Source organism: Streptomyces sp. NK15101, assembly GCF_020400725.1.
GTDB lineage: Bacteria > Actinomycetota > Actinomycetes > Streptomycetales > Streptomycetaceae > Streptomyces.
The window spans coordinates 1-22,312 of record NZ_JAINVG010000092.1; the positions used below are offsets into that span (position 1 = coordinate 1).

17 protein-coding genes are annotated in these 22,312 nt (G+C 74.1%); 7 read left to right on the top strand and 10 right to left on the bottom strand.

Annotated features, from left to right (window positions below; all coding sequences use genetic code 11):
* Positions 1-323: 323 nt before the first annotated feature.
* The 4 genes from K7G60_RS32535 to K7G60_RS32550 all read right to left on the bottom strand — a co-directional run bounded on the left by K7G60_RS32535 (position 324) and on the right by K7G60_RS32550 (position 3,954).
* Positions 324-1,472 (bottom strand): SIS domain-containing protein, encoded by a 1,149-nt coding sequence (locus K7G60_RS32535; protein WP_225804562.1) that lies wholly within the window; start codon positions 1,470-1,472, stop codon positions 324-326.
* Positions 1,473-1,774: 302 nt separating this feature from the next.
* On the bottom strand, positions 1,775-1,957 hold the full coding sequence (locus K7G60_RS32540) for a Trm112 family protein (RefSeq protein WP_225804563.1): 183 nt from the start codon (positions 1,955-1,957) through the stop codon (positions 1,775-1,777).
* A 90-nt stretch (positions 1,958-2,047) separates the two neighbouring features.
* Positions 2,048-3,415, bottom strand: a complete 1,368-nt coding sequence (locus K7G60_RS32545) for a phosphomannomutase/phosphoglucomutase (RefSeq protein ID WP_225804564.1) — start codon at positions 3,413-3,415, stop codon at positions 2,048-2,050.
* Between the two features lie 104 nt (positions 3,416-3,519).
* Positions 3,520-3,954, bottom strand: coding sequence for a DUF3499 domain-containing protein (locus K7G60_RS32550; protein WP_225804579.1), 435 nt, complete (start codon positions 3,952-3,954; stop codon positions 3,520-3,522).
* 299 nt (positions 3,955-4,253) lie between these two features.
* On the opposite strand from K7G60_RS32550, the gene K7G60_RS32555 reads away from it, so the two are divergent.
* Complete coding sequence (locus K7G60_RS32555) at positions 4,254-4,709, top strand: metallopeptidase family protein (protein ID WP_225804580.1); 456 nt, start codon at positions 4,254-4,256, stop codon at positions 4,707-4,709.
* A gap of 139 nt (positions 4,710-4,848) precedes the next feature.
* Here the strand turns inward: K7G60_RS32555 and K7G60_RS32560 are convergent, their stop codons facing one another.
* From K7G60_RS32560 to K7G60_RS32570, 3 genes are all read right to left on the bottom strand, one after another.
* Positions 4,849-6,372, bottom strand: coding sequence for a DUF5719 family protein (locus K7G60_RS32560; protein ID WP_225804565.1), 1,524 nt, complete (start codon positions 6,370-6,372; stop codon positions 4,849-4,851).
* Complete coding sequence (locus K7G60_RS32565; protein WP_225804566.1) at positions 6,369-10,094, bottom strand: glycosyltransferase family 2 protein; 3,726 nt, start codon at positions 10,092-10,094, stop codon at positions 6,369-6,371. The genes K7G60_RS32560 and K7G60_RS32565 overlap by 4 nt, the downstream gene beginning before the upstream one ends.
* Positions 10,095-10,481: 387 nt before the next feature.
* Complete coding sequence (locus K7G60_RS32570; protein WP_015033978.1) at positions 10,482-10,745, bottom strand: WhiB family transcriptional regulator; 264 nt, start codon at positions 10,743-10,745, stop codon at positions 10,482-10,484.
* Positions 10,746-11,395: 650 nt separating this feature from the next.
* Between K7G60_RS32570 and K7G60_RS32575 the strand changes: the two genes are divergently transcribed.
* Genes K7G60_RS32575 through K7G60_RS32585 form a run of 3 tightly spaced genes read left to right on the top strand, consistent with a single transcriptional unit; the run spans position 11,396 to position 14,238 of the window.
* A complete protein-coding gene (locus K7G60_RS32575) occupies positions 11,396-11,917 on the top strand; it encodes a cysteine dioxygenase family protein (RefSeq protein WP_225804567.1) in 522 nt (173 codons plus the stop codon).
* Positions 11,918-11,929: 12 nt separating this feature from the next.
* Entirely contained in the window at positions 11,930-12,886 is a 957-nt protein-coding gene (gene cofD / locus K7G60_RS32580) for a 2-phospho-L-lactate transferase (RefSeq protein WP_225804568.1), read from the top strand.
* A complete protein-coding gene (locus K7G60_RS32585) occupies positions 12,883-14,238 on the top strand; it encodes a coenzyme F420-0:L-glutamate ligase (protein WP_374115723.1) in 1,356 nt (451 codons plus the stop codon). Before cofD ends, K7G60_RS32585 begins: the two co-directional genes overlap by 4 nt.
* Before the next feature lie 3 nt (positions 14,239-14,241).
* Here K7G60_RS32585 and K7G60_RS32590 read toward each other — a convergent pair whose 3' ends face one another.
* From K7G60_RS32590 to K7G60_RS32600, 3 genes are all read right to left on the bottom strand, one after another.
* Positions 14,242-15,213 (bottom strand): DNA-3-methyladenine glycosylase, encoded by a 972-nt coding sequence (locus K7G60_RS32590; RefSeq protein ID WP_225804569.1) that lies wholly within the window; start codon positions 15,211-15,213, stop codon positions 14,242-14,244.
* Between the two features lie 187 nt (positions 15,214-15,400).
* Positions 15,401-16,483: an NDP-sugar synthase gene (locus K7G60_RS32595; RefSeq protein WP_225804570.1), complete on the bottom strand. Its 1,083-nt coding sequence runs from the start codon at positions 16,481-16,483 to the stop codon at positions 15,401-15,403.
* Positions 16,484-16,587: 104 nt separating this feature from the next.
* Entirely contained in the window at positions 16,588-17,970 is a 1,383-nt protein-coding gene (locus tag K7G60_RS32600; RefSeq protein ID WP_225804571.1) for a peptidoglycan recognition protein, read from the bottom strand.
* Positions 17,971-18,107: 137 nt separating this feature from the next.
* Here K7G60_RS32600 and K7G60_RS32605 point away from each other — a divergent pair, with 137 nt between their 5' ends.
* The 3 genes from K7G60_RS32605 (at position 18,108) to K7G60_RS32615 (ending at position 22,312) form a co-directional block, all read left to right on the top strand.
* Positions 18,108-18,860, top strand: coding sequence for a TIGR03089 family protein (locus K7G60_RS32605; RefSeq protein WP_225804572.1), 753 nt, complete (start codon positions 18,108-18,110; stop codon positions 18,858-18,860).
* Positions 18,861-19,156: 296 nt separating this feature from the next.
* Complete coding sequence (locus K7G60_RS32610) at positions 19,157-20,356, top strand: LCP family protein (protein WP_225804573.1); 1,200 nt, start codon at positions 19,157-19,159, stop codon at positions 20,354-20,356.
* Positions 20,357-20,587: 231 nt separating this feature from the next.
* On the top strand, positions 20,588-22,312 hold the full coding sequence (locus K7G60_RS32615) for an LCP family protein (protein WP_225804574.1): 1,725 nt from the start codon (positions 20,588-20,590) through the stop codon (positions 22,310-22,312).

The window sequence follows — 22,312 nt, forward strand, 5'->3', positions numbered from 1 at the left end:
GGGGGGGGGGGGGGGGGGGGGGGGGGGGGGGGGGGGGGGGGGGGGGGGGGGGGGGGGGGGGGGGGGGGGGGGGGGGGGGCGGGGGGGGGGGGGGGGGGGGGGGGGGGGGGGGGGGGGGGGGGGGGGGGGGGGGGGGGGGGGGGGGCCCGGGGGGGGCGGGGGGGCGGGGGGGGGGGGGGGGGGGCCCCCCGAGCGGGGGGGGGGGTCGGGCGGCGCCCCTCGGGCGCCGGGGGGGGTGGGGGCTTGTGCCGGGGGGTCGGGCGGGCGCCGGGTCGGTGTGGACGGGCGGGCGGCGCCGGGTGGGGGTGGCGCTTCCGGCGGGGCTAGTGCGGGAGGCGGCCCGGGGTGGCCAGGGCGAGGTACACCGCCGCGAAGTCCGTCACCGCGAGCAGCTCGGCGAGGGTCTCCAGGTAGTCGCCCTCCTCCGGCTCCAGCTCGCTGATGGCGGTCTCGTGGCCGAGGGCCAGTTCGCGGGCTGCCGGGGCGGCGGTGAGCCCCTCCGCCGGGCGGTCCCGGAGCAGGACCACGCGCGCGCGGAGCGCCTGTGGCTCCTCCACGCGGTCGCGGAAGAAGTCGTCCGGGTCCGCGCCCGCCGCGTAGTCGCCCGCGAGGAGGACCCCGTGGGCCGGCAGCGCCTCCGGGAGCTCCGCGGCGAGGGCGGGCAGCCCCGCGAGTTCGGCGAGGACCGCGGCGAAACGGCGGCCCGCCGGGCCCGCGGCGTTGCCCTCGGTCCAGATCAGCGGGAGAGAGTCCGCGAGTTCGGCGGCGAGCGTCTTCGCCGGGTTGCTGTACGTGGCGATGGCCGGGCCGCAGCGTTCCGCCATGCGGTCGAGTCGGTCGGCGACCTTCTCCAGGGCCTCCGGCGGCGCCTCGATGAGACCCACGCGGTCCAGGAGCGCGAGCAGCGGGGTGAACAGGGCCCAGAGGGCGCCCGGGCTGGCCGCGATGCTCTCGGCGTACTCGTCGGGCAACTCGTTCGGGGCGATCGCCATCGGGACGAACAGGCCGTGCGAGCCGTTGACCGCCTCGGCGAGCGGGGAGTCCTTGGGGGCGACGGCGACGACCGTGATCCCGCGGCGGTACGCCTGCTCGGCGAGGATCGCGAGGCCCGGTTCGGCGCCGTCCGTGGTCGGGAGCAGCAGCAGGTCCACCGATCCCGCCCAGCCCGGCAGCGCCCAGCGCAGGGCGCCCGCGGCGGGGGCGACGCCGGTCGGCTGGAGCCGTACGACGGGGGCGGCGGCTCCGGCGAGCGCTCCGATCAGGTCCGCGACGCCGGCCGCCGCGGTGCCGGGGCCCGCGACGAGGACGGCGCGGGGGCGGCCCTCGGGGTGGAGGTCCGCGATGCCGGCCTCGGTGGCGTGGCGGGCGGCGGTCCGTACCCGTGCGCCGGCCTCGGCGGCGCCGCGGAGCAGACCGCGGCGGTCGGCCACGGCGAGGTCGTCCGGGGTGTCGAGGAGGGTCTCGTCGAACATGTGCGGTGCCTCCCGGGTGGACGGGGGTGGACGGGGCGGTCGCCCGTGCGGGGCGCTGCGGGTGCGGGGGGGGCGGGGCTTGCCGTGGAGGGGCCCGGAGCCCGTCGCGGTGCGGGTTCGGGCGCGGAGGCCCGGGCCCGGCGGGGGCACCGTCCCGTGTGCCCGCCCTCCCCGAGCTCTCGGCTTCACTCGAGCAGGACACCTCGCCCCGCGGGACGTCTGCCCGTACGGGGATGGGCGCCGGCCCGGGCGGGGAGCCCCGCCCTGCGGGACGACGGCCCGCACGAGGGGCACCGCAGCCGTTACGCCGGCTTGCGGGCCTCGTCCACGAGGAGGACCGGGATGCCGTCGCGGACCGGGTAGGCGAGGCCGCAGTCGGGGCTCGTGCAGATCAGCTCGGGGGTCTCGTCCGCCGTGCGGTCGTTCAGCGGAGCGTGACAGGCCGGGCAGGCCAGGATCTCCAGGAGGCCGGCTTCGAGCGGCATGGGGTGTCCCTTCGAACAGACGGATCGGACCAGGTCAGCCTACCGCCGGGGAACGGGGCACGCCCCCGTTCCCCGGCGGGACCCGCGGGATCAGCCGGTCGCCCGGACCAGGGTGAGGACCTCGTCGCGGATCTTGGCCATGGTGGCCTCGTCGCGGGCCTCGACGTTGAGGCGGAGCAGCGGCTCCGTGTTGGAGGCGCGGAGGTTGAACCACCAGTCCGCCGCCGTCACGGTCAGGCCGTCGAGTTCGTCGAGGGTGACGCCCTCGGCGTCCTGGTACGTCGCCTTCACCTTGGCCATGCTCGCCGTCTGGTCCGCGACCGTCGAGTTGATCTCGCCCGAGGAGGCGTACCGGTCGTAGGCCGAGACCAGCTCCGACAGGGTGCCCTCCTGGCCGCCCAGGGCCGCGAGGACGTGGAGCGCGGCGAGCATGCCGGTGTCCGCGTTCCAGAAGTCCTTGAAGTAGTAGTGCGCCGAGTGCTCGCCGCCGAAGATCGCTCCGGTCTTAGCCATCTCCTCCTTGATGAAGGAGTGGCCGACGCGGGTGCGGACCGGCTCGCCGCCCTGCTCGCGGACGACCTCCGGCACCGACCAGGAGGTGATCAGGTTGTGGATGATCGTTCCGCCGGGGTTCTTGGCGAGTTCGCGCGCGGCGACGAGGGCCGTGATCGCGGACGGGGAGACCGGCTCGCCGCGCTCGTCGACGACGAAGCAGCGGTCGGCGTCGCCGTCGAAGGCGAGGCCGAGGTCGGCGCCCTCGGCCCGGACACGGGCCTGGAGGTCGACGATGTTCTTCGGGTCGAGCGGGTTGGCCTCGTGGTTCGGGAAGGTGCCGTCCAGCTCGAAGTACATCGGGACCACGTCGAGCGGGAGGCCCTCGAAGACGGTGGGGACGGTGTGGCCGCCCATGCCGTTGCCCGCGTCGACGACCACCTTGAGGGGGCGGATCTCGGTGAGGTCGACCAGGTTCCTGAGGTGGGCGGCGTAGTCCGCGAGGGTGTCGCGCTCGGTGATGGTGCCCTGCTTCGCCGCCGGCTCCGGGGCGCCCTTCTCCGACCATTCCTCGGCGAGGGCTCGGATGTCGGCGAGGCCGGTGTCCTGGCCGACGGGGGCGGCGCCGGCGCGGCACATCTTGATGCCGTTGTACCGGGCCGGGTTGTGGGAGGCCGTGAACATGGCGCCCGGCAGGCCGAGGCTGCCGGAGGCGAAGTACAGCTGGTCCGTGGAGCAGAGCCCGATGAGGGTGACGTCGGCGCCGAGGCGGGCCGCGCCGCGCGCGAAGGCGGTCGCGAGGCCGGGCGACGAGGGCCGCATGTCGTGGCCGATGACGATCGCGTCCGCGTCCGTCACCCGCACGAAGGCGGCGCCGAAGAGTTCGGCGAGCGTCTCGTCCCACTGGTCGGGTACGACTCCGCGGATGTCGTACGCCTTCACGATCTGCGACAGATCGGCAGTCACGGATCCACCCTCCTGAGTACTCTCCACGCGTGTGCGGCGCGTGTACGGAACGCCAAAACTACCCGGAGCGGGACGGGGGGAACGCGGACGGTGGCCGGTTGTCGTCAGTTGTCAGGGGAACGGAGCACCCTGAGGTGTCCGCGGCGCCCGATCTCCATGGGGTCGCCGCCGCGGCCTCCGCCGGCCTTGCCGCCGGCCCCGGCCGCGCGCTCCTGGGGGCGCGCCGCCTCCCGGACCGCGTTGGCCAGCGCTTCGAGGTCGTCGCCGCTGGGGCGGGTGGGGGCGGATCCGTCGGAGAGCCGCACCACCTCCCAGCCGCGCGGGGCGGTGAGGCGCTCGCTGTGCTCGGCGCACAGGTCGTAGCAGTGGGGCTCGGCGTAGGTGGCGAGCGGGCCGAGGACCGCAGTCGAGTCGGCATAGACGTACGTCAGTGTCGCGACGGCAGGGCGGCCGCACGCGGTGCGCGAACAGCGACGTACAGGGCTCACGACGTTGGACGGTACCGCACTCTTGAGCGGGCCGCGACGACTCTCCCTCAGGTCACTCCACCGTGTCGCGGTGTGACCTCCGCCACCCCCCTTCGAGTGGTGGTGGCTCTGACCTGGTGGGGAGGGGGCCCAAGGGGCGGGAGGCAGGGGGCTATCCGGACACCTTGGGATACAAATCCGGTCAACCACGGCCAGATGGCCGATCGTGACGGGCCGTCGAATCGGGCGCGAGTCCGGCCGGAATGTTCAGGTTTCGACAAGGGGTGCGGCAGGGGCGCGGACGCTCCGGGAAACTCGGCGAGGATGCGCCACGGTGCGGTGGGACGGATGAGGGTTACGCTGCGTCAGTGATGGACAGTCCTGTGCCGCCGAGCCCCTCGCACCGTCCCGCGGAGCCCCCGGCGGAGCCTCGGGTCCGCCGCCGCGACCGGCACGGCCGCGGGATGCGGGGACCGGTCGCGCCGCCGCAGGTGCCGCTCTCCGCGAGCCGGGCCGACACCTTCCGCGATCTCGTCCTCGACTCGGTGGAGCGCCTGGAACGGCGCTGGCCGCAGCTGGCGGACGTCGACTTCATGGTGATGGAGGTGCCGCCACCGGTGTCCGGCGAGACGGTGCCGCTGGGCGGGGCGCTGCCCGCCGAGAAGAACGAGCCCGCCCGGGTGGTCGTCTACCGGCGGCCGGTCGAGATCCGCTCGAAGAGCCGGGACGAGCGGGCGGTGCTGGTCCACGAGGTCGTGGTGGAGCAGGTCGCCGAGCTGCTAGGGCTCTCGCCCGAGTCGGTCGATCCCCGGTACGGGCAGGACTGAGCCAGCGCTCCGCCCGTACGGGCCCGCCCCGCGGCCGGCGCGCGGCGCGCGGCCGCGGGTCCGGGCGCGGAAGGCCGGGCCCGGCGCCGGGCATCGGCCCGCGTGCCCGCACGAAGGCTCGGTGTGCCCGCACGAAGGCTCAGTCCAGTACTCCCAGGTCCTGGTGGGCCGAGGGGACCTCCACCGTGCCCCGGTCGTCGACGAAGGTCTGGACGGTGAACATCGGGACGCCGTCCTCCGGGAGGGCGAGCGTCCGCGCCGCGTGGACCTTGCCGCCGGAGACGGGTTCGACGGTCAGCGCGTAGGAGCCCTTGAGGCCCTCGGGGACGAGGTCGGTCAGGACCGTCGTCGTGCCCCCCTTGACGGTGACGGTCCTCGACACCGGCGTGCCCCCCTCGGAACCGGCCGAGGCGGTGACCTTGACCTGGGCGTCGGCACCGGGGGCGGTCAGGGAGAGCGTCGAGGCCTTGGCGCGGTTGTCGGCGACGGTCGCCCGGGCGGAGACGGCCGCGGTCGCCGGGATGAACGCGATCTCGGTGTCGTCGCCCTTGCCGCGCACGACCTGGAGGGCCGCCACGACCGGGGCCGGCTTCTTCGGGTCGCTCGGGGTGAGCAGCAGGGAACCCGCCTCGCCCCGGGTGAGGTCCGGCAGGTCGGCGGAGGCGGTCATCCCGGACTTCACGTGGAGCGAGCCGCCGCCCGCCGGGACGATGGTGCCGGTCGCGGTGACCAGCTGGACCTTGAGGTCGGCGTCGTCCTCGCCGGGGGCGAAGGCCACGAGCCGCACCGAGGTGGCGTCGGCCGGGATGCCGGGGAGCACGGCGCTGCTCGCCGGGTCGGCGGCCGGGGCGATCCAGTCGCTGCCGAGCTTGTCGTCGGCCACGGCGACGGCGGCGCCGACGCGTCCGCTGCGGGTGGTGACGTGGACGGTGACGTCCCGCCGGGCGCTCTCGCTCGTGAGGGTGGAGAGGAGCACCGGGACGGTGGAGTGGGCGGGGACCGGGATGCCCTCGGTGAACTGGGACTTGAGGACGCCCTCCGGGCCGTACAGCTCGATGTCGGCGACGGCGGCCGTGTCGTCCGGGTTGGTGAGGTGGACGTAGTCCTGGCGCTCCTTGGCGGTGGAGGCGGCCGGGAACCAGAAGTCGGTGTCGGGGGCGCCGCAGCCGAGGCCGAGGAGGCCGCGCGCGCCGCCCGCCGGGACGACGGTGGTCTGCTGGACGGTCCAGCCGGAGGCGAGGGCGCCGGTGGCGGAGCCGTGGAGGGCGGGTACGGAGCCGCCGTCCGCCTCGGCGGTGACGGGCTTGCCGGGGGTGGTGACGGTGGCCGGGGCCTTGGGGGCCTTCGGCTTCTTGCCGGTGCCGCCCGTGCCCGGCGCGCTCGTGGCGGTCCGCAGCAGGGCGGTGGGCTGCTCGGCCTTGCCCGGCGTGTCCTTCGCCGCGCCCGCGCCGGTGCTCGGCGGGGTGTACGAGGTGTAGACCGTCTCGGCCACCTCGGAGGTGCTGGGGACCGGGCAGACGAGGCCGACGCGCTCCACCGGCAGCCGGGTGGTGGCCTTCGCCCCGGGGGCGGCGGTGCCGTCCGGGGCGGTGAGGGCCGCGAAGCCGGTGACGGCGGCGAGGGCCGTGGCGCCCGCGATCAGGGAGAGGGTCGTGCGCTTCACTGGTTGCTGCTCCCGTCGGGACGCTGCTCGGTCTCGTGGCCCTGGGGGTATCCGTAGCCGTAGCCGTACGGGTCGTACTGCTGCTGGCCGTACTGCTGCGGGGCCTGCTGCTGGCCGTACTGCTGCTGGTCGTACTGCTGCTGGTCGTACTGCTGCTGGTCGTACTGCTGGGGCTGCTCGTAGCCCTGCTGCTCGTACCCCTGCTGGGGGTACGCGTACGGCTGCTGCTGGTACGGGTCGGCGGCGTAGTCCTGGTAGTAGCCCTGGTCGGCGTACGGCTGGGTCCCCGGCTGCTCCTGGGCCTGCTGCGCGGGGGCCTGGGCGTAGGCCGGGTCGTAGCCGCCGTCCCATTCCCGCTCCTGGTCCCGGGGCTCGTAGGACTGCTGCTCGGGGATCGGGGCCGGTTCGCCTTCCGGGGGCGCCGGGAACGCCGGGGTCCCGGCGGCCTCCGCCTCGGCCTCGGCCTCGGCGGCGGCACGGAGCCGGCGGGCGCGGCGACCGTCGCCCTCGGCCGCCTGGGCGGGGATCGCGAGCTCCTCCTCGGGGAGGTCGTCGTCGATCTCGCGGCGCCGCCCGGGCAGGGCGAGGACGAGCAGGACGACGGCGAGGCCGGCCTGGGCCCAGATCCACGCGGTGTGGCCGAGCGGTTCGTCGTACGTGAGGTCGAGGCGGCCGCCCCCGGTGGGGAGCTCGAAGCCCTGGGCCCAGCCGTCGACGGTGGTCGGCGTCAGCTCCTTGCCGTCGAGGGTGGCGGTCCAGCCGTCGGCGGCGCGGTCGGCGAGGCGCAGGACGCGGCCGGCGGGGCCCGCCGGGATGTCGTCGTGCGCCTCGACGGGGCCGGCGGCGACGGCGACCGGCTTGGCGGCCTCCTGCGCCTTCTCGCCGCCACCGGTCTTGGCGGCGGGCGGGACGATCATGACGCGGGCGATCTCGCGGTCGACGCGCCAGAGCGCGCTGCCGTCGAGCTGGCTGAGGCGGCTGAGGCCGGGCGTGGCGTCGAGGACGCGGCTCATCTGGCGCGGTGCTCCGTCCCGTACGAGGACGTAACGGATCGCGTAGCCGCTGAGCTCCTGGGTCTGGTCGGCGCCGGAGCCGGCGACGAGGTGGGCGACGACCGCGTCGAGGCGGGGGTCGTCCTCGGCGGCCGCGGCGAGCTCGGCGTCGCCGAGGCGGGCGCCGGAGCCGCGGACCAGGGTGTAGGCGACGTCGCCGGGCGCCCCGGCGCCGAGGACGAGGGTGCGGGGCTGGTCGCGGGTGCCGCTCTCCTCGGCGACGAAGGCCGGGACCTGGACCGGGTCGCGCCGGGTCAGCGGGCCGTCGGCGCCGCCGATCATCCAGCCGACGGCGGCGGCGGCCGGGCCGAGGGCGCAGGCGAGGGCGATGAGGGCGGCGACGGGCTGGCGCCAGCCGAAGCCGTGGGCGGCGACGCGGGTGCGGCCGCCCTCGGCGCCGATCATGCCGGCGGCGATGAGGGCGGCGCCGTAGACGAGGGTGGCGGGTCCGGCCCAGCCGGTGCCGCCCGCGCCGTTGGACAGGGCGGCGAAGAGGAGTCCGGCGAGGGCGGCGGCCCAGGCCGTACGGACGGCGAGCTGCCGCTCCTCGCGGAGGAGGCCGGCCAGGCCGGCGAGGACGAGGCCGATCAGGAGCAGGCCGCCGGTGGCGCCGGGGCCGCCCGGGCTGGTGCCGAGCAGGTCGAGCGCGGTGGCCGTGCCCGTGCGGACGTCGACGCCGGCCTCGCGCAGGAAGGCGCCGGGGTCGGTGAGGAGGGTGAGCGACCAGGGCGCGAGGACGAGCAGCGGGGTGCCGACGGCGGCGAGGAAGCGCAGCCCGTACGCGGTGAGGTCGGAGCGGCGCACGGCGAGCACGCCGAGGCCGAGGAGGACGGCGAGCGGCCAGACGACCGGGGTGAACGCCATCGCGGAGGTGAGCAGGAAGGTGTACGCCCAGGTGGCGCGCCAGCTGCCCCGGTCGGGCCGGTTGAAGCCGTGGGCGGCGACGGCGGCGCGGGCGATCAGCGGGAGCAGGATCGCGAGGACGGCGGTGCCGAGCCGGCCGGCGGCGAGGGCCCCGGTGGCGGCGGGCAGGAAGGCGTACGCGATGGCGCCCCAGGCGCGCAGGAGCCGGGACTCGACGATGCCGCGGGCGGCGAAGTACGCGGTGAAGCCGGCGAGCGGGACCGAGCAGACGAGCAGCAGGGTCAGCGCGGTGGACGTGGAGCCGAGGAACAGCGCGGAGAGCACGGCCAGGACGGCGAGGTAGGGCGGGGCGGTCTGGGTGCCGCCGGTGCCGATGGCGTGCCAGGCGTCGGCGTACCGCGACCAGAGGCCGGAGACGGTGTCGGGGGCGGGCAGCAGGGCACCGCCGGCCAGGGAGCCGCCGGCGAAGAGGTTGCGGCAGGCGACCAGGGAGACGAGGAGGAGCAGGGCGAAGAGGACCGGGCCGGGCTTGCGGGCGATCTTCTTGAGCCGGGCGAACTGCTCGATCTCCAGGTAGTCGGCGTCGTCGCCGCCGGGACCCGATTCGACGACGCCGTGGCGGGAGCCGCCGGTGTCGGTCTCGGAGCCGCCGAAGTGGGAGGCGAGCTGCTCGACGGTGGCGCGGACGGTGGCGCCGGGCGGCGGGAAGAGGGAGCGGAACTCGCTGTTGGGGACGACCGGGTTCCTGCGGCGCTTGCGGGCGGCGAGGATCTTCTCGGGGCGCAGCAGGGTCGCGAGGAGGCCCATGACCTCGTCGACGGCCTGGACCGGGGCCTTGCCGACGAGGTAGGCGAGGGTGCGGAGCAGGGTGCTGAGGACGAGCCGTACGAGGACGTACGGCAGGGCGCGGCCTCGGGTGTTGGCGAGGAGGGTGTGGACGGCGCCGGCCTTGTCGACGCGGTGCGGGTTGGCGGCGGTGCGGCCGGCGCAGTCGACGGTGCGGCGCTCGCGGGCGGAGGCCTCGGCGTGCCGCAGGACGGCTTCGGGGGCCACGAGGACGTGGTGGCCGGCGGAGTGCGCGCGCCAGCACAGGTCGACGTCGTCGCGCATGAGGGGCAGCCGCCGGTCGAAGCCGCCGAGGCCCTCGAAGACGTCGCGGCGGATCAGCATGCCCGCGGTGGAGACGGAGAGGACGGAGCGGACCTGGTCGTGCTGGCCCTGGTCCTGCTCCCGGCGGTCGAGTCCGGTCCAGCGGCGGCCGCTCCGGGCGATGCCGACGCCGGCTTCGAGGAGCTGCTTCCTGTCGTACCAGCCGCGCAGCTTGGGGCCGATGACGGCGGCTTCCGCGTCGGACTCGGCGACGCGCAGGAGTTCGGCGAGGGCGCCGGGCTCGGGGGCGCAGTCGTCGTGGAGGAGCCAGAGCCACTGGACCGGTTCGCCGTGCGGGAGTTCGGGGAGGTCGTACGCCTCGTCGTTCCAGGTCCGGCTGACGGGGTCCCAGCCGCTGGGGCGCTTCAGGTAGGGCAGTTCCTCGGGTCCGAGCAGGGGCGCGGTGCGGGCGGCCTCCTCGACGGCGGCGCCGAAGCCGGTGCGGCGCGCGAGGTGCAGGACGCGGTCGGCGCCGATGGCGTCGGCGACGAGCTGCGCCGAGTCGTCGGCGCTGCCGGTGTCGGCCGCCACCACGTTCTGCACGGGGCGCTCCTGGGCGAGCAGCCCGGCGAGTGCGTCGGGCAGCCAGCGGGCGCCGTCGTGGGTGACGAGCACGGCGGTGACGACGTGTCGCGGAAACTCAGGAGTTGAGGACATCGAGCTACGGGCCCTCCGGCCGGGGTCGCCCGCGGGGGGCGTGGGGAGCGTCTCGGACGGAGGCCCACACTAACGGCTGCACGCGGAGCGGTCCGCCGCCCTGTGGACGGACCCGTGCGGGACGGTCCGCCCTGTGGACGGACCCGTGCGGGACGGTCCGCCCTGTGGACGGACCCGTGCGGGGCGGTCCGCCCTGTGGACGGACCCGTGCGGGGCGGTTTCGCACCGGACTGTTCCGTCCCGGGTCCCGTGCCGGGTTTCGTCCCGGGTCTCGTCCCGGACACGCAGAACGGTCCGCCGCCTGTGGATGGTGCACAGGGGGCGGACCGTTCGTCATGTCCTGGTGTGCGCGCCGTGGCGCGTGGGGCCCGGCAGGCTCGGCGCCGTTCAGACGGCGGCCTTCTTCAGACGGCGTCGCTCGCGCTCGGAGAGGCCGCCCCAGATACCGAAACGCTCGTCGTTCTGCAGGGCGTATTCGAGGCACTCGGAGCGGACCTCGCAGGCGAGGCAGACCTTCTTGGCCTCGCGGGTCGAGCCGCCCTTCTCGGGGAAGAAGGACTCGGGATCGGTCTGGGCGCACAGCGCGCGCTCCTGCCAGCCGAGTTCCTCGTCCGCGTCCTCGACCAGCAGTTCCTGGAACAACTCGGTCATGTGCGCCCCTCGTCTGTTCTGTGCGTCCCCGTGATGTTGCCGGGCGAACCGGCCGAACGACACGAGTGAAATTACAAGTTCGTGCTCTGTGCGAGTCAAGCTGAGATCTGCTATTGGGCCCCGTATTCACTCTGCGGAACCAAGCCTATGCGGAAAGTGTTCAAATCACCAAAAACGTGACACATGCCGCTGGCTTGACCGCGCCGCGGCGCCTTCACGGAGGAGGACGTCCAGGACTTGGATCTTGTTGCGATCCGACCGTGGAAGCGATCCGGATCACAGTCCGATCACGCCCCCCACGTTTGAAGGCGCGGTCGAAGCGCCATCTGTCCTGGTCCGCGCCTGAACAAACCTTTCTCCGGGCGCAGTAACCGGATGAGGTGAAACATTACCCCCAAATCGGGCATTGAGTTGACAGTCGGGTACCCCTCCGGCCACCTTTGGTGGCATGCCAGCGACCGCAGCGCTCTCCGCGACCCACAGCCGTGGGTTCCGCCGCGCTGTCCAGGCGCGCTGTTGCTGTTGCTGTCCCAGCTGTTGATGCCGTAGAGCTCCAGCTTCCTCTCCCAGCGTCACCCCGCGTCACCCGTGTCACCTCTCTTTCGTGACCCCCCACCGCTTCTGTTTCTGCTGAGGAACCTCCCCATCCCATGAACATGGACAGCGACCTTCAGATCGCCGGCGACATCCTCGAGGTCCAGCACCTCCTCCAGCCCGAGCGCGCCCACCCCGTCACCGTGGCCGAGTTCGCCGGCCTCGCCCGCTCCATCGCCGACGACCGCTCCCAGTGGGCCCCGCACGTCGAGTACGACGCCACCACCCGCTGGTACCACCGCCTTCGCACCGGGCCCGGCTACGAGGTGTGGCTGCTCTCCTGGGTGCCCGGACAGGGCAGCGGGCTCCACGACCACGGCCTCTCCTCCGGCGTGCTGACCGTCCTGCAGGGGCGGCTCACCGAGCGCACGGACCGGGGCGCGCGGACGCTCACCGGCGGCGCGCAGCGCGTCTTCGCCCCCGGCTACGTCCACGAGGTCGTCAACGACTCCTTCGAACCGGCCGTCAGCCTGCACGTTTACTTCCCCGGCCTGACCGAGATGCCGATGCACGAGTCGATGCACGAATCGCTCCGGGCCCGGTGCGCCCCGGCCGCCCCCGAGGTCCTCCCCGCCTGACAGACTGCGTGCATGCGCATTGTGGTTCTGGCCGGCGGCATCGGTGGTGCCCGTTTCCTTCGCGGCCTCAAGCAGGCCGCGCCGGACGCGGAGATCACGGTCGTCGGCAACACCGGTGACGACATCCATCTCTTCGGGCTGAAGGTCTGCCCCGACCTGGACACGGTGATGTACACCCTCGGCGGTGGCATCAACGAGGAGCAGGGCTGGGGACGCTCGGACGAGTCCTTCGCCGTCAAGGAGGAGCTCGCGGCGTACGGGGTCGGGCCCGAGTGGTTCGGCCTCGGGGACCGTGACTTCGCCACCCACATCGTCCGTACGCAGATGCTCGGCGCGGGCTACCCGCTGAGCGCCGTCACCGAGGCTCTGTGCGCCCGCTGGCAGCCGGGCGTGCGCCTCCTCCCCATGTCCGACGACCGCGTCGAGACGCACGTGGCGATCGAGGTGGACGGCGAGCAGCGCGCGGTGCACTTCCAGGAGTACTGGGTGAAGCTGCGCGCCTCCGTCGACGCGAAGGCCGTCGTGCCGGTCGGCGCGGAGGCCGCGAAGCCCGCGCCGGGCGTCCTGGAGGCGATCGCCGAGGCGGACGTCATCCTCTTCCCGCCGTCCAACCCCGTCGTGAGCGTCGGGACGATCCTGGCCGTGCCGGGGATCCGCGAGGCGGTCGTCGCGGCCGCGGCGCCGGTCGTGGGCCTCTCCCCCATCGTCGGCGACGCCCCCGTGCGCGGCATGGCCGACAAGGTGCTCGCGGCCGTGGGCGTGGAGTCCACGGCGGCGGCGGTGGCCCTGCACTACGGCGCCGAACTCGTCGGCGGCTGGCTCGTGGACACCGTCGACGCGGGCGCGGTCGCGGAGGTCGAGGCGGCGGGCATCGCCTGCCGCGCGGTGCCGCTGATGATGACCGACGTGGACGCGACGGCCGCGATGGCGCGCGAGGCGCTGGCACTGGCCGAGGAGGTCCGGGGGTGACCGCCGAGGGGGGTGCGGAGACGAGCGCCGCGGAGGGGGCAGGGGTGACCGCCGCCGCCCCCTCGTACCGGGTCTGGGCGCTGCCGGGGCTGCCCGAGGTGGCCGCCGGGGACGATCTGGCCAAGCTGATCGCCTCCGTGTCGCCGGAGCTCGCCGACGGGGACGTCCTGCTCGTCACCTCCAAGATCGTGAGCAAGGCCGAGGGCCGGATGGTCGCCGCCGACGACCGCGAGGAGGCCATCGACGCCGAGACGGTCCGGGTGGTGGCGCGGCGCGGCACGCTGCGGATCGTCGAGAACCGGCAGGGGCTCGTCATGGCCGCCGCCGGGGTCGACGCCTCCAACACCCCTTCCGGCACCGTGCTGTTGCTGCCCGAGGACCCCGACGCCTCGGCGCGGCGCATCCGTTCGGGGCTGCGCGAGGCGCTCGGCGTCGACGTCGGCGTCGTCGTCACGGACACCTTCGGGCGGCCCTGGCGCACCGGCCTCACCGACGTGGCCATCGGCGCGGCCGGCGTGCGGGTCCTCGACGACCTGCGCGGCGGGACCGACGCGCACGGCAATCCGCTGAGCGCGACCGTGGTCGCCACCGCCGACGAACTCGCCGCCGCCGGCGACCTGGTGAAGGGCAAGGCGGCCGGACTCCCGGTCGCCGTCGTCCGCGGACTGCCCCATGTGGTGGGCGGCGACGGCGAGGAGGGGGCGCGGGCGCTCGTACGCGTCGCCGCCGACGACATGTTCCGGCTCGGGACCTCGGAGGCCGTACGGGAGGCGGTGACGCTGCGGCGGACCGTACGGGAGTTCACCGACGAGCCGGTCGACCCGGGGGCGGTCCGGCGCGCGGTCGCCGCCGCCGTGACGGCCCCGGCGCCGCACCACACCACGCCGTGGCGGTTCGTCCTCCTGGAGTCGGCGCGGTCGCGGACCCGGCTGCTCGACGCGATGCGGGACGCGTGGATCGCGGACCTGCGGCGGGACGGCAAGTCCGAGGAGTCCGTCGCGAAGCGGGTCCGGCGCGGGGACGTCCTGCGCAACGCGCCCTACCTCGCCGTGCCCTGCCTCGTCATGGACGGCTCCCACCACTACGGCGACCCGCGCCGGGACGCCGCCGAGCGCGAGATGTTCGTCGTGGCGACGGGCGCGGGCGTGCAGAACTTCCTCGTGGCGCTCGCCGGTGAGCGGCTCGGCTCGGCCTGGGTGTCCTCGACGATGTTCTGCCGGGACGTCGTACGGGACGTCCTCGGGCTGCCGGAGGAGTGGGATCCGATGGGCGCCGTGGCGATCGGCCACCCGGCTGCCCCGCCGAAGGAACGTCCGGCGCGGCTCGCCTCGGAGTTCGTCGAGGTGCGGTGAGGCTCACAGCCCCGCGATGTCCCCCGGTGTCCTGCGCGGGGCCCGGCGGGGCGGCACCCGGCCGCTGAGGAGGATCAGGCGGGCCGCGCGGTGGCGCTGGCCCGCGTACGGCGCCAGGAGCTCCAGCATCGCCTCGTCGTCGGTCGTGCGGTCGCCCGCGAGCGCCCAGCCGACGATGCCCGGGAGGTGCAGGTCGCCGGTGGTGACCTCGTCAGGGGCGCCGTTGCTGCGCTGGATCGTCTCGGCGCTGGTCCACGGGCCGATGCCCGGGATCAGCTCCAGGCGCTTCCGGGCCGCCGGCGGGTCCATGAGCGCGGCCTCCTCCAGGCGGGCCGCGACCCGCGCCGCGCGGACGATCGTGGCCGAACGCTTGCCGTCGACGTTCGCTCGGTGCCACTCCCAGGACGGGATCCGCGCCCACGCGCGCGCGTCCGGCATCACGCACATGCCGTCCGGCGCCGGGCCCGGGGCCGGCTCGCCGAACTTCCGTACGAGCACCCGCCACGACCCGTAGGCCTCGTGCGTCGTGACCTTCTGCTCCAGGATCGACGGGATCAGCGACTCCAGGACCAGGCCGGTGCGGGTGAGCCGCAGACCCGGGCGGCGGCGGTGCGTCGCCAGGAGCAGTTTGTGGCGGGGGACGAAGGCGGCCGGGTCGTCCTCGGCGCCGAGGAGGGCGGGGAGGTGCTCCCGGAGCCAGTCGGCGCCCGGGCCCCAGGTCTCGGCCGCGGCCTCTCCCGCCTCGATCCGGACCCGGAGGGTGCCGGGGCCGTCCGGGGTGCGGCTGGCCCGCCAGACCGAGCCGTCCGGGGTCACCCGGAAGGTGGGGTCGGCGGGGCCGCGGCGGAGGGGACCGAGGGTGAGGCCGAGGTCCGTCACGGCCCCGGGCGGGGGCAGGTCGCCGCGCACGGTGGTGCGGAGGTCGCCGCCGCGCACGGTGGTGCGGGTGGGTCTGGGTGCGAAGCGGCCGGCCATGGGTACGAGCGTAGCCTCGCGGGGTCGGCCCCGGATCCGCCGTGGGGGCGCGCCCGCGGGCGGCGCCCCGCACGGGAGGGGTCTTCCGGTCCCTCGCCGGACCGGAGGCCGCGGTCAGGCGCAGCCCGCCCGGCAGGCCCGGAGACGGGCGGGCGGCAGGCGGCAGGCGGCAGGCGGCAGGTGCGGGTTACTGGTCCGAGGAGAAGCGGACCGCGCCGGCGGGGAGGGTGGTGTCGCACCAGACCCGGACGCCCTCGCGGAGTTCGTTGTCCGCCCCCACTCGCGCCCCGTCGCCGATGACCGCCCCGCTGACGACCGTACGGGCGCCGATGCGGGCCCCCGCGCCGATCAGGGAGTCCGTGATCACCGCGCCCGGTTCGACGACCGCGCCCGCGAGGAGGGTGGAACCGGTCACCCGGGCGCCCTCGCCCACCACCGCGTCCGCGCCCACCACCGTGCCGCCGGTCAGCTTGGCGTCCGGGGCGACGCGCGCCGACGGCAGGACCAGGCGGTCGCCGCAGCGGCCCGGGACGGCCGGGGAGGGGGCGCGGCCGAGGACCAGGTCGGCGGAGCCGCGGACGAAGGCCTGCGGGGTGCCGAGGTCCAGCCAGTACGTGGAGTCGACCATGCCCTGGAGGTGGGCTCCGGAGGAGAGGAGCTCCGGGAACGTCTCCCGCTCCACCGAGACCGGGCGGCCGGTCGGGATGGTGTCGATGACCGAGCGCGTGAAGACGTACGCGCCCGCGTTGATCTGGTCCGTGACGATCTCCTCCGGCGTCTGCGGCTTCTCCAGGAAGGCGGTGACGCGGCCGGTGTCGTCCGTGGGGACCAGGCCGAAGGCGCGCGGGTCCTCGACCCGGGTGAGGTGGAGCGAGACGTCCGCGCCGGAGGAGGAGTGGGTCGCGACGAGGGCCTGGATGTCCAGGCCGGTGAGTATGTCCCCGTTGAAGATGAGGACCGGCTCGTCGGGGCCCGAGTGCAGCCGGGAGGCGACGTTGCGTATCGCGCCGCCGGTGCCGAGGGGTTCCTCCTCGGTGACGTACTCCAGGCTGAGGCCGAGGGCGGAGCCGTCACCGAAGTACGGCTCGAAGACCTCGGCCAGGTAGGAGGTGGCGAGCACGATGTGCTCGACGCCGGCGGCACGGGCCCGGGCCAGCTGGTGGGTCAGGAAGGGGACGCCCGCCGCCGGGACCATGGGCTTGGGCGTGTTGACCGTGAGGGGCCGCAGCCGTGTGCCCTTGCCACCGACCAGGAGGATCGCTTCTGTCACCTTGTCGTCTCTGCTTCCTGTTCGGGGCCGGTCAGCTCGCCCGTCTCGGTCGTCCGTGCGATATGACCGGTCAGTTTATGCAGATGGTTGCCTCCCTGCCCCCATCAGAGCCTTCCCTGGTACTTCGCCGAGCTCGTGCGGGCCGTGCCGAGCTTGTTGTAGAGGCGGCCGCCGGGGCAGTCCGTCGCGAATCCGTCACGGTGTCCGGCGATGGCGTTGAACCGGACCTTCTTGCCCTTCTTGTACAGGTTTCCTCCCCCTGAGATCAGGTACGAGGTTCCCTTGGGGTTCACGCCGTGGAGCCCGAGCTTCCAGGCCGTCAGGCGCGCGATGGCGGTCACGGCGGCGGCCGGCGGGGCGCTGCGGCTGAAGGTGCCGAGGACGGCGATGCCCATGCTGTTGGTGTTGAAGCCGAGGGTGTGCGCGCCCATCACCGGTTTGGCGACGCCGCCGGCCCGGCCCTCGTAGATGTTTCCGCACTTGTCGACGGCGAAGTTGTAGCCGAAGTCCCGCCAGCCGCTGCTCTTGACGTGGTACCGGTAGATGCTGCGCAGGACGGAGGGGGCCTGCTTGCAGGTGTAGTTGTTGCCGGTGGCGCTGTGGTGGACGAAGGCCGCCTTGATGGTCTTCGTGTAGATGAAGCCCTTCTCGCGGATCCGCTCGTCCGCGCCCCACCCCTTACGGGTGATGATCTTGGGCCGGGGGCCGATGTACGGCTTCGCGGCGGCGGCCGCCGGGGCGGCTTGCGCCTGCGGCATGTTCCGGGCCGTGAGCTCGGTCTCCTCCTTCGGGAGGGCCGGGATCCAGGTCGCGCCGTACGGGGCGAGCCGGGCGTTCGCCGCGCTCGCCGCCTCCTCCGCCGCGGCCGTCCCGGCCCGGACGGCCGGGGCCGCGACGCCACGGGCCCGGGGAGCGCTCTCCTCCGACGCCGCCGCCGGGTCCTCCCCCGGGCCCTCGCCCGGGTCCACCAGTTCGAGCCGGAGGCCCGCCGGGAGCGGTTCCTCTCCCCGTACGCGGATCTCGACGCCGTCCGAGTCGCCCACCCACAGCGGGGCGGTGGAGCCGCGGAGCGCCCGGGCGGAGCCCTCGGCGGTGTCGGGGTCGGCACCGTGCTCGTCGTTGTGGGTCTCCACGTCCTGCCACTGCGACCAGGCGCCGCCGCCGGTGGCGCGGGTGCGGACCTGCACGGTGCCGTGCAGCGGGGCCGCCGGGTCGTCCCAGACCACGCCGACGAGGGAGAAGGGCCTGACGTCGCGTCGGGTGAGCCCCTGCTCGCCGGCGCCGGCCGCCCCGCCGAGGGCACGCGTGGCGGCGCCGAGCGGTTCGAGGGGCAGCGACTGGGTGGAGCCCGGCAGTTCGGGCGCGGGTGGCAGTGCGAGGGCGGCCGCGGGTGGCGCCGAGGCCGCCGCCGGCGCGGTGAGGGAGACCGGCAGGGCGAGCACCGCCGCACAGGTGACGGCGATCGAGGAGGCGAGTGAGGCACGCATAGGCCGATCGTGCGTACCGCCGGGGTGTTCCGCGCGCCGGGAACGGGCCCGGAAACTGACGGCCCGTCGGTCCGACCGGAGGACGGCGTCACCGGTACGGCGGACCCGTCCGCACCCGCCCGCGTACGCTGTCCGGCGTGAACGCCAGCGACCGCACCCCTGCCGACCTGCTGCGATCCGCGCTCGCCGCGGACCCCGCCCGCCCCTTGGTCACCTTCTACGACGACGCCACCGGTGAGCGGGTGGAATTGTCCGTCGCCACCTTCGCCAATTGGGTGGCCAAGACGGCGAACCTGCTCCAGGGCGAGCTGTCCGCCGGACCCGGCGACCGGCTCGCGCTGCTGCTGCCCGCGCACTGGCAGAGCGCCGTCTGGCTGCTCGCCTGCGCCTCCGTCGGCGTGACCGCGGAGATCGGCGGCGACCCGTCGGACGCGGACGTCGTGGTGGCGGGGCCGGACGCCCTGGAGGCGGGCCTGGCCTGCTCCGGGGAGCGGATCGCGCTCTCCCTCGCCCCGCTGGGCCGCCGCTTCCCGGCAGCGCCCGCCGGATACGCGGACTACGCGGTCGAGGTGCCGAGCCAGGGCGACCGGTTCGCCCCGTTCGTACCGGTCGATCCGGAGGCTCCGGCGCTCGTCGTCGACGGTACGGAACGCAGCGGGGTCCAGCTCGTCGAACAGGCCCGCGCGGACGCGGCGGCCCTCGGCCTCGCCCCCGGCTCCCGCCTGCTCTCCGGCCTCGGCTACGAGGACTGGCAGGGGCTCTCGTCCGGCCTGTACGCCCCCCTCGCGGCGGGCGGCTCGGTCGTGCTCTGCCGGAACCTGGACGCGCTGGGCGCCGAAGGGCTCGAGAAGCGCGTGGAGAGCGAGCGGGTGACGCACACGACCCTCTGAGCCGTACCGGCGGACGGGGACGTCGGCACGCGGGACGGCGGACGGGGACGCCGGTACGGGACGGCGGACGGGAACGCCGGTACGGGACGGCGGACGGGAACGCCGGACCGGGACGCACTGCGCCCCGTTCGGCGTAGTGGCGCGCCGAGTCCCCGGGTCCGCGCACCGTCTCCGGTACATGATCGGCCCGGGGGGAGTCGACTCCTTCCGCACAACCATGCGTCGGGTTCGGCCGTCTCCTCATGTGACCGGCGGACGCCCGGCGCGCCGCCGACGCCCGAAGGACGGACCCAGACGTGACGGACCGTGCAGGCACGCCCGCCGAACCGGATCCCCCGGCGACGGAGGACGAGGCTCCCGGCGCTCCGGAGGAACCGCGCCGGCGCCACTGGCTGCGCTGGACGGCCCTCGGCTGCGCGGTCGTCGTGCTGGCCGCCGCGGGGGTCGGCTGGTGGTTCTACCGGAAGCTCGACGACAACATCACCACCGACACCACCGCCGCGGACGAGCTGCGGAGGTACGAGAGGGAACGCCCGCCGGCGAGCACCTCGGCCGCGCAGAACATCCTGCTCATCGGCTCGGACACCCGGGCCGGCGAGGGCAACCGGAAGTACGGCAGGGACAAGGGCACCCAGCGCTCCGACACGACGATCCTGCTGCACCTCTCGGCGGGGAAGTCGAGCGCGACGGCCGTCTCCCTGCCGCGCGACCTGATGGTGACGATCCCCAGCTGCCGCAAGGCGGACGGGACCCGCACCCGGGAGCAGTTCGCGCAGTTCAACTGGGCCTTCGAGTTCGGCGGTACGGCGTGCACGATCCGCACCCTCGAGAAGCTGACCGGGATCCGGGTCGACCACCACATGGTGATCGACTTCCGGGGCTTCAAGAAGATGGTGGACGCGGTGGACGGGGTGGAGGTCTGCCTCAAGGAGCCGGTGAACGACCCGGACGCGAAGCTGAAGCTGCCCGCGGGCCGACAGACGCTCCACGGGGAGCAGGCCCTCGGTTTCGTACGGGCCCGCAAGTCGATCGGGAACGGCAGCGACACGGAACGGATGGACCGCCAGCAGCAGTTCCTCGGCGCCCTCGTCAACAAGGTGCAGAGCGACGGGGTGCTGCTCAACCCCACCAAGCTCTACCCGGTCCTGGACGCGGCCACGAAGGCGATCACCACGGACCCGGGACTCGACTCGCTGCGGGACCTGTACGACCTGGCGCGGGCCATGCGGGCCATCCCGACCGAGAAGGTGCAGTTCCTCACCGTCCCGCGCCGCTCCTACCGATATGACGCGAACCGGGACGAACTGGTGCAGCCCGCGGCGGACGAGCTCTTCCGGCGGCTGCGCGAGGACAAGCCCCTCCTGGTGACGCCGGAGACGGACAAGAAGGAGGCCGGGACGGACGCCGACGGGAAGCCCGACGACGCGGACACGTCGCCGCCGTCGGCGACGCCGACCTTCACGGGACGGAACGCGGCGGAAGGGGTGTGCGAGTAAAGCGAGCCCCAAGGGGAGCGCGGGTACCGATGAGGTTTGAGCAAATTGCCCGGTTGTAAGGGGCGTGGAATTTGTCACGGACGTCGCCCCACGCTGAACTGGGCGGATAGTGTGACGCGATCCGGTGCACCCCGACCGCGTGGTCGCACTCAGCAAGGATCGAACGACCGAGAGAGCGGCGCCCTGTGGGGGAGGCGCCTCGCGTGGCACCGACGGAGGACTCGAGTAACCGTGGACGCGCACAGCCGTGGACGGGCGGACGAGATCGACCCCGCCGACCAGTGGGTCCTCAACCCGCGTACCGGCAACTACGAACTGCGACTGGACCGCTCCGCTGGGCAGTCACCGGCTCAGACCCCGCCCCGCACCCGGAGATCCGCCTCCGCCGCACCCGCGCCGGCACCCGCCGACCCGTCCGAGGCGCCCGTCCCCGGCCAGCGCCGCCGCCGCGCCCCCGAACCGGCCGCGGGCGGCCAGGTGCCGCCGCAGAGCCGCCGCAAGCGCAAGCAGGGCGCGAGCCGCAAGAAGAAGGTCCTGCTGTGGACCGGCGGCACGATGGCGTTCGTGCTCGTGGGCGGCGCGGCGGGCGCGTACGCGATCTACAGCAAGCTCAACAACAACCTCGACGTCGTCGACGTCGTCGGCAAGAACACCAACGCCGGTTTCGCCAAGGGCAAGGCCTTCAACATCCTGGTCATCGGCACCGACAAGCGGACCGGCGAGGGCAACGCGGGCTACGGCGACAAGAACAGCCCCGGCCACGCCGACACCACGATCCTCTTCCACGTCTCCAAGGACCGGACGAACGCCACGGCGCTCTCCATCCCGCGCGACATGAAGACCGACATCCCCGAGTGCCAGACGCGCTCGAAGGACGGGACCATCACGACGATCCCCGCCGAGGCGGACGTCCGCTTCAACGTGAGCCTCGGGCAGGGCGGCCGCGACCCCGGCTGCGTCATGCGCACGGTCAAGGAGCTCACCGGCGTGGAGGTCGACCACTTCATGATGGCCGACTTCAACGCCGTCAAGGAGATGACGACGGCGGTCGGCGGCGTGAAGGTCTGCGTCGAGAAGGCCGTGAACGACCCGAAGTCGCATCTGAAGCTCCCCGCCGGCGAGTCGGTCGTCAAGGGCGAGCAGGCCCTCGCCTTCGTCCGCACCCGGCACAGCTTCGGCAACGAGAGCGACCTGGACCGCATCAAGGTCCAGCAGCAGTTCCTGAGTTCGATGATCCGGCAGATGAAGTCGGACGACACGCTGACGGACCCGGGCAAGCTGTACGACCTCGCCAACGCGGCGACGAGCGCCCTCACCGTCGACTCCGGCATAGGCTCGCTCACCAAGCTCCAGGACCTGGCCCGCGAGCTGTCCTCGATCGACACCAAGAACATCGCGTTCACGACCCTGCCGGTCATCGACAACCCCGCCGAGAAGGTCAGGGCCACGGTCGTCCCCGACCCGGTGAAGGCACCGCAGCTGTTCGCGATGATCCAGTCCGACACCTCGCTCACCGAGGTGAAGAAGAAGCAGCAGGACGCCAAGAACGCGCAGGCCGCGCTCCTCAAGGGCACGCGGTCCACCGCCGCCGAGGTGCGCGTCGACGTCTACAACGGCAGCGGCATCACGGGCGCGGCCCAGTCGACCATCAACTGGCTGCAGAACGAGCAGGGCGTGAACCGCTCCACCAACAAGAGCAACGCCCCCGAGAAGGCGGCGAAGACCACGCTCACGTACGCACCGAACCAGGCCGATCAGGCCCGCAAGCTCGCGGACATGATGGGTCTGCCGGCCACGGCTCTCAAGCCGGGCACGCAGGACGCCGGGGAGCGCGAGCCCATGACGCTCGTCCTCGGCGCCGACTTCAAGGGCGCGGGGGTGCCCATCACCGGACCGGCGAAGGCGCCGAAGGATCTGGAGAAGGTAGCAGCTGACAAGCAGGTATGCGCCAAGTGA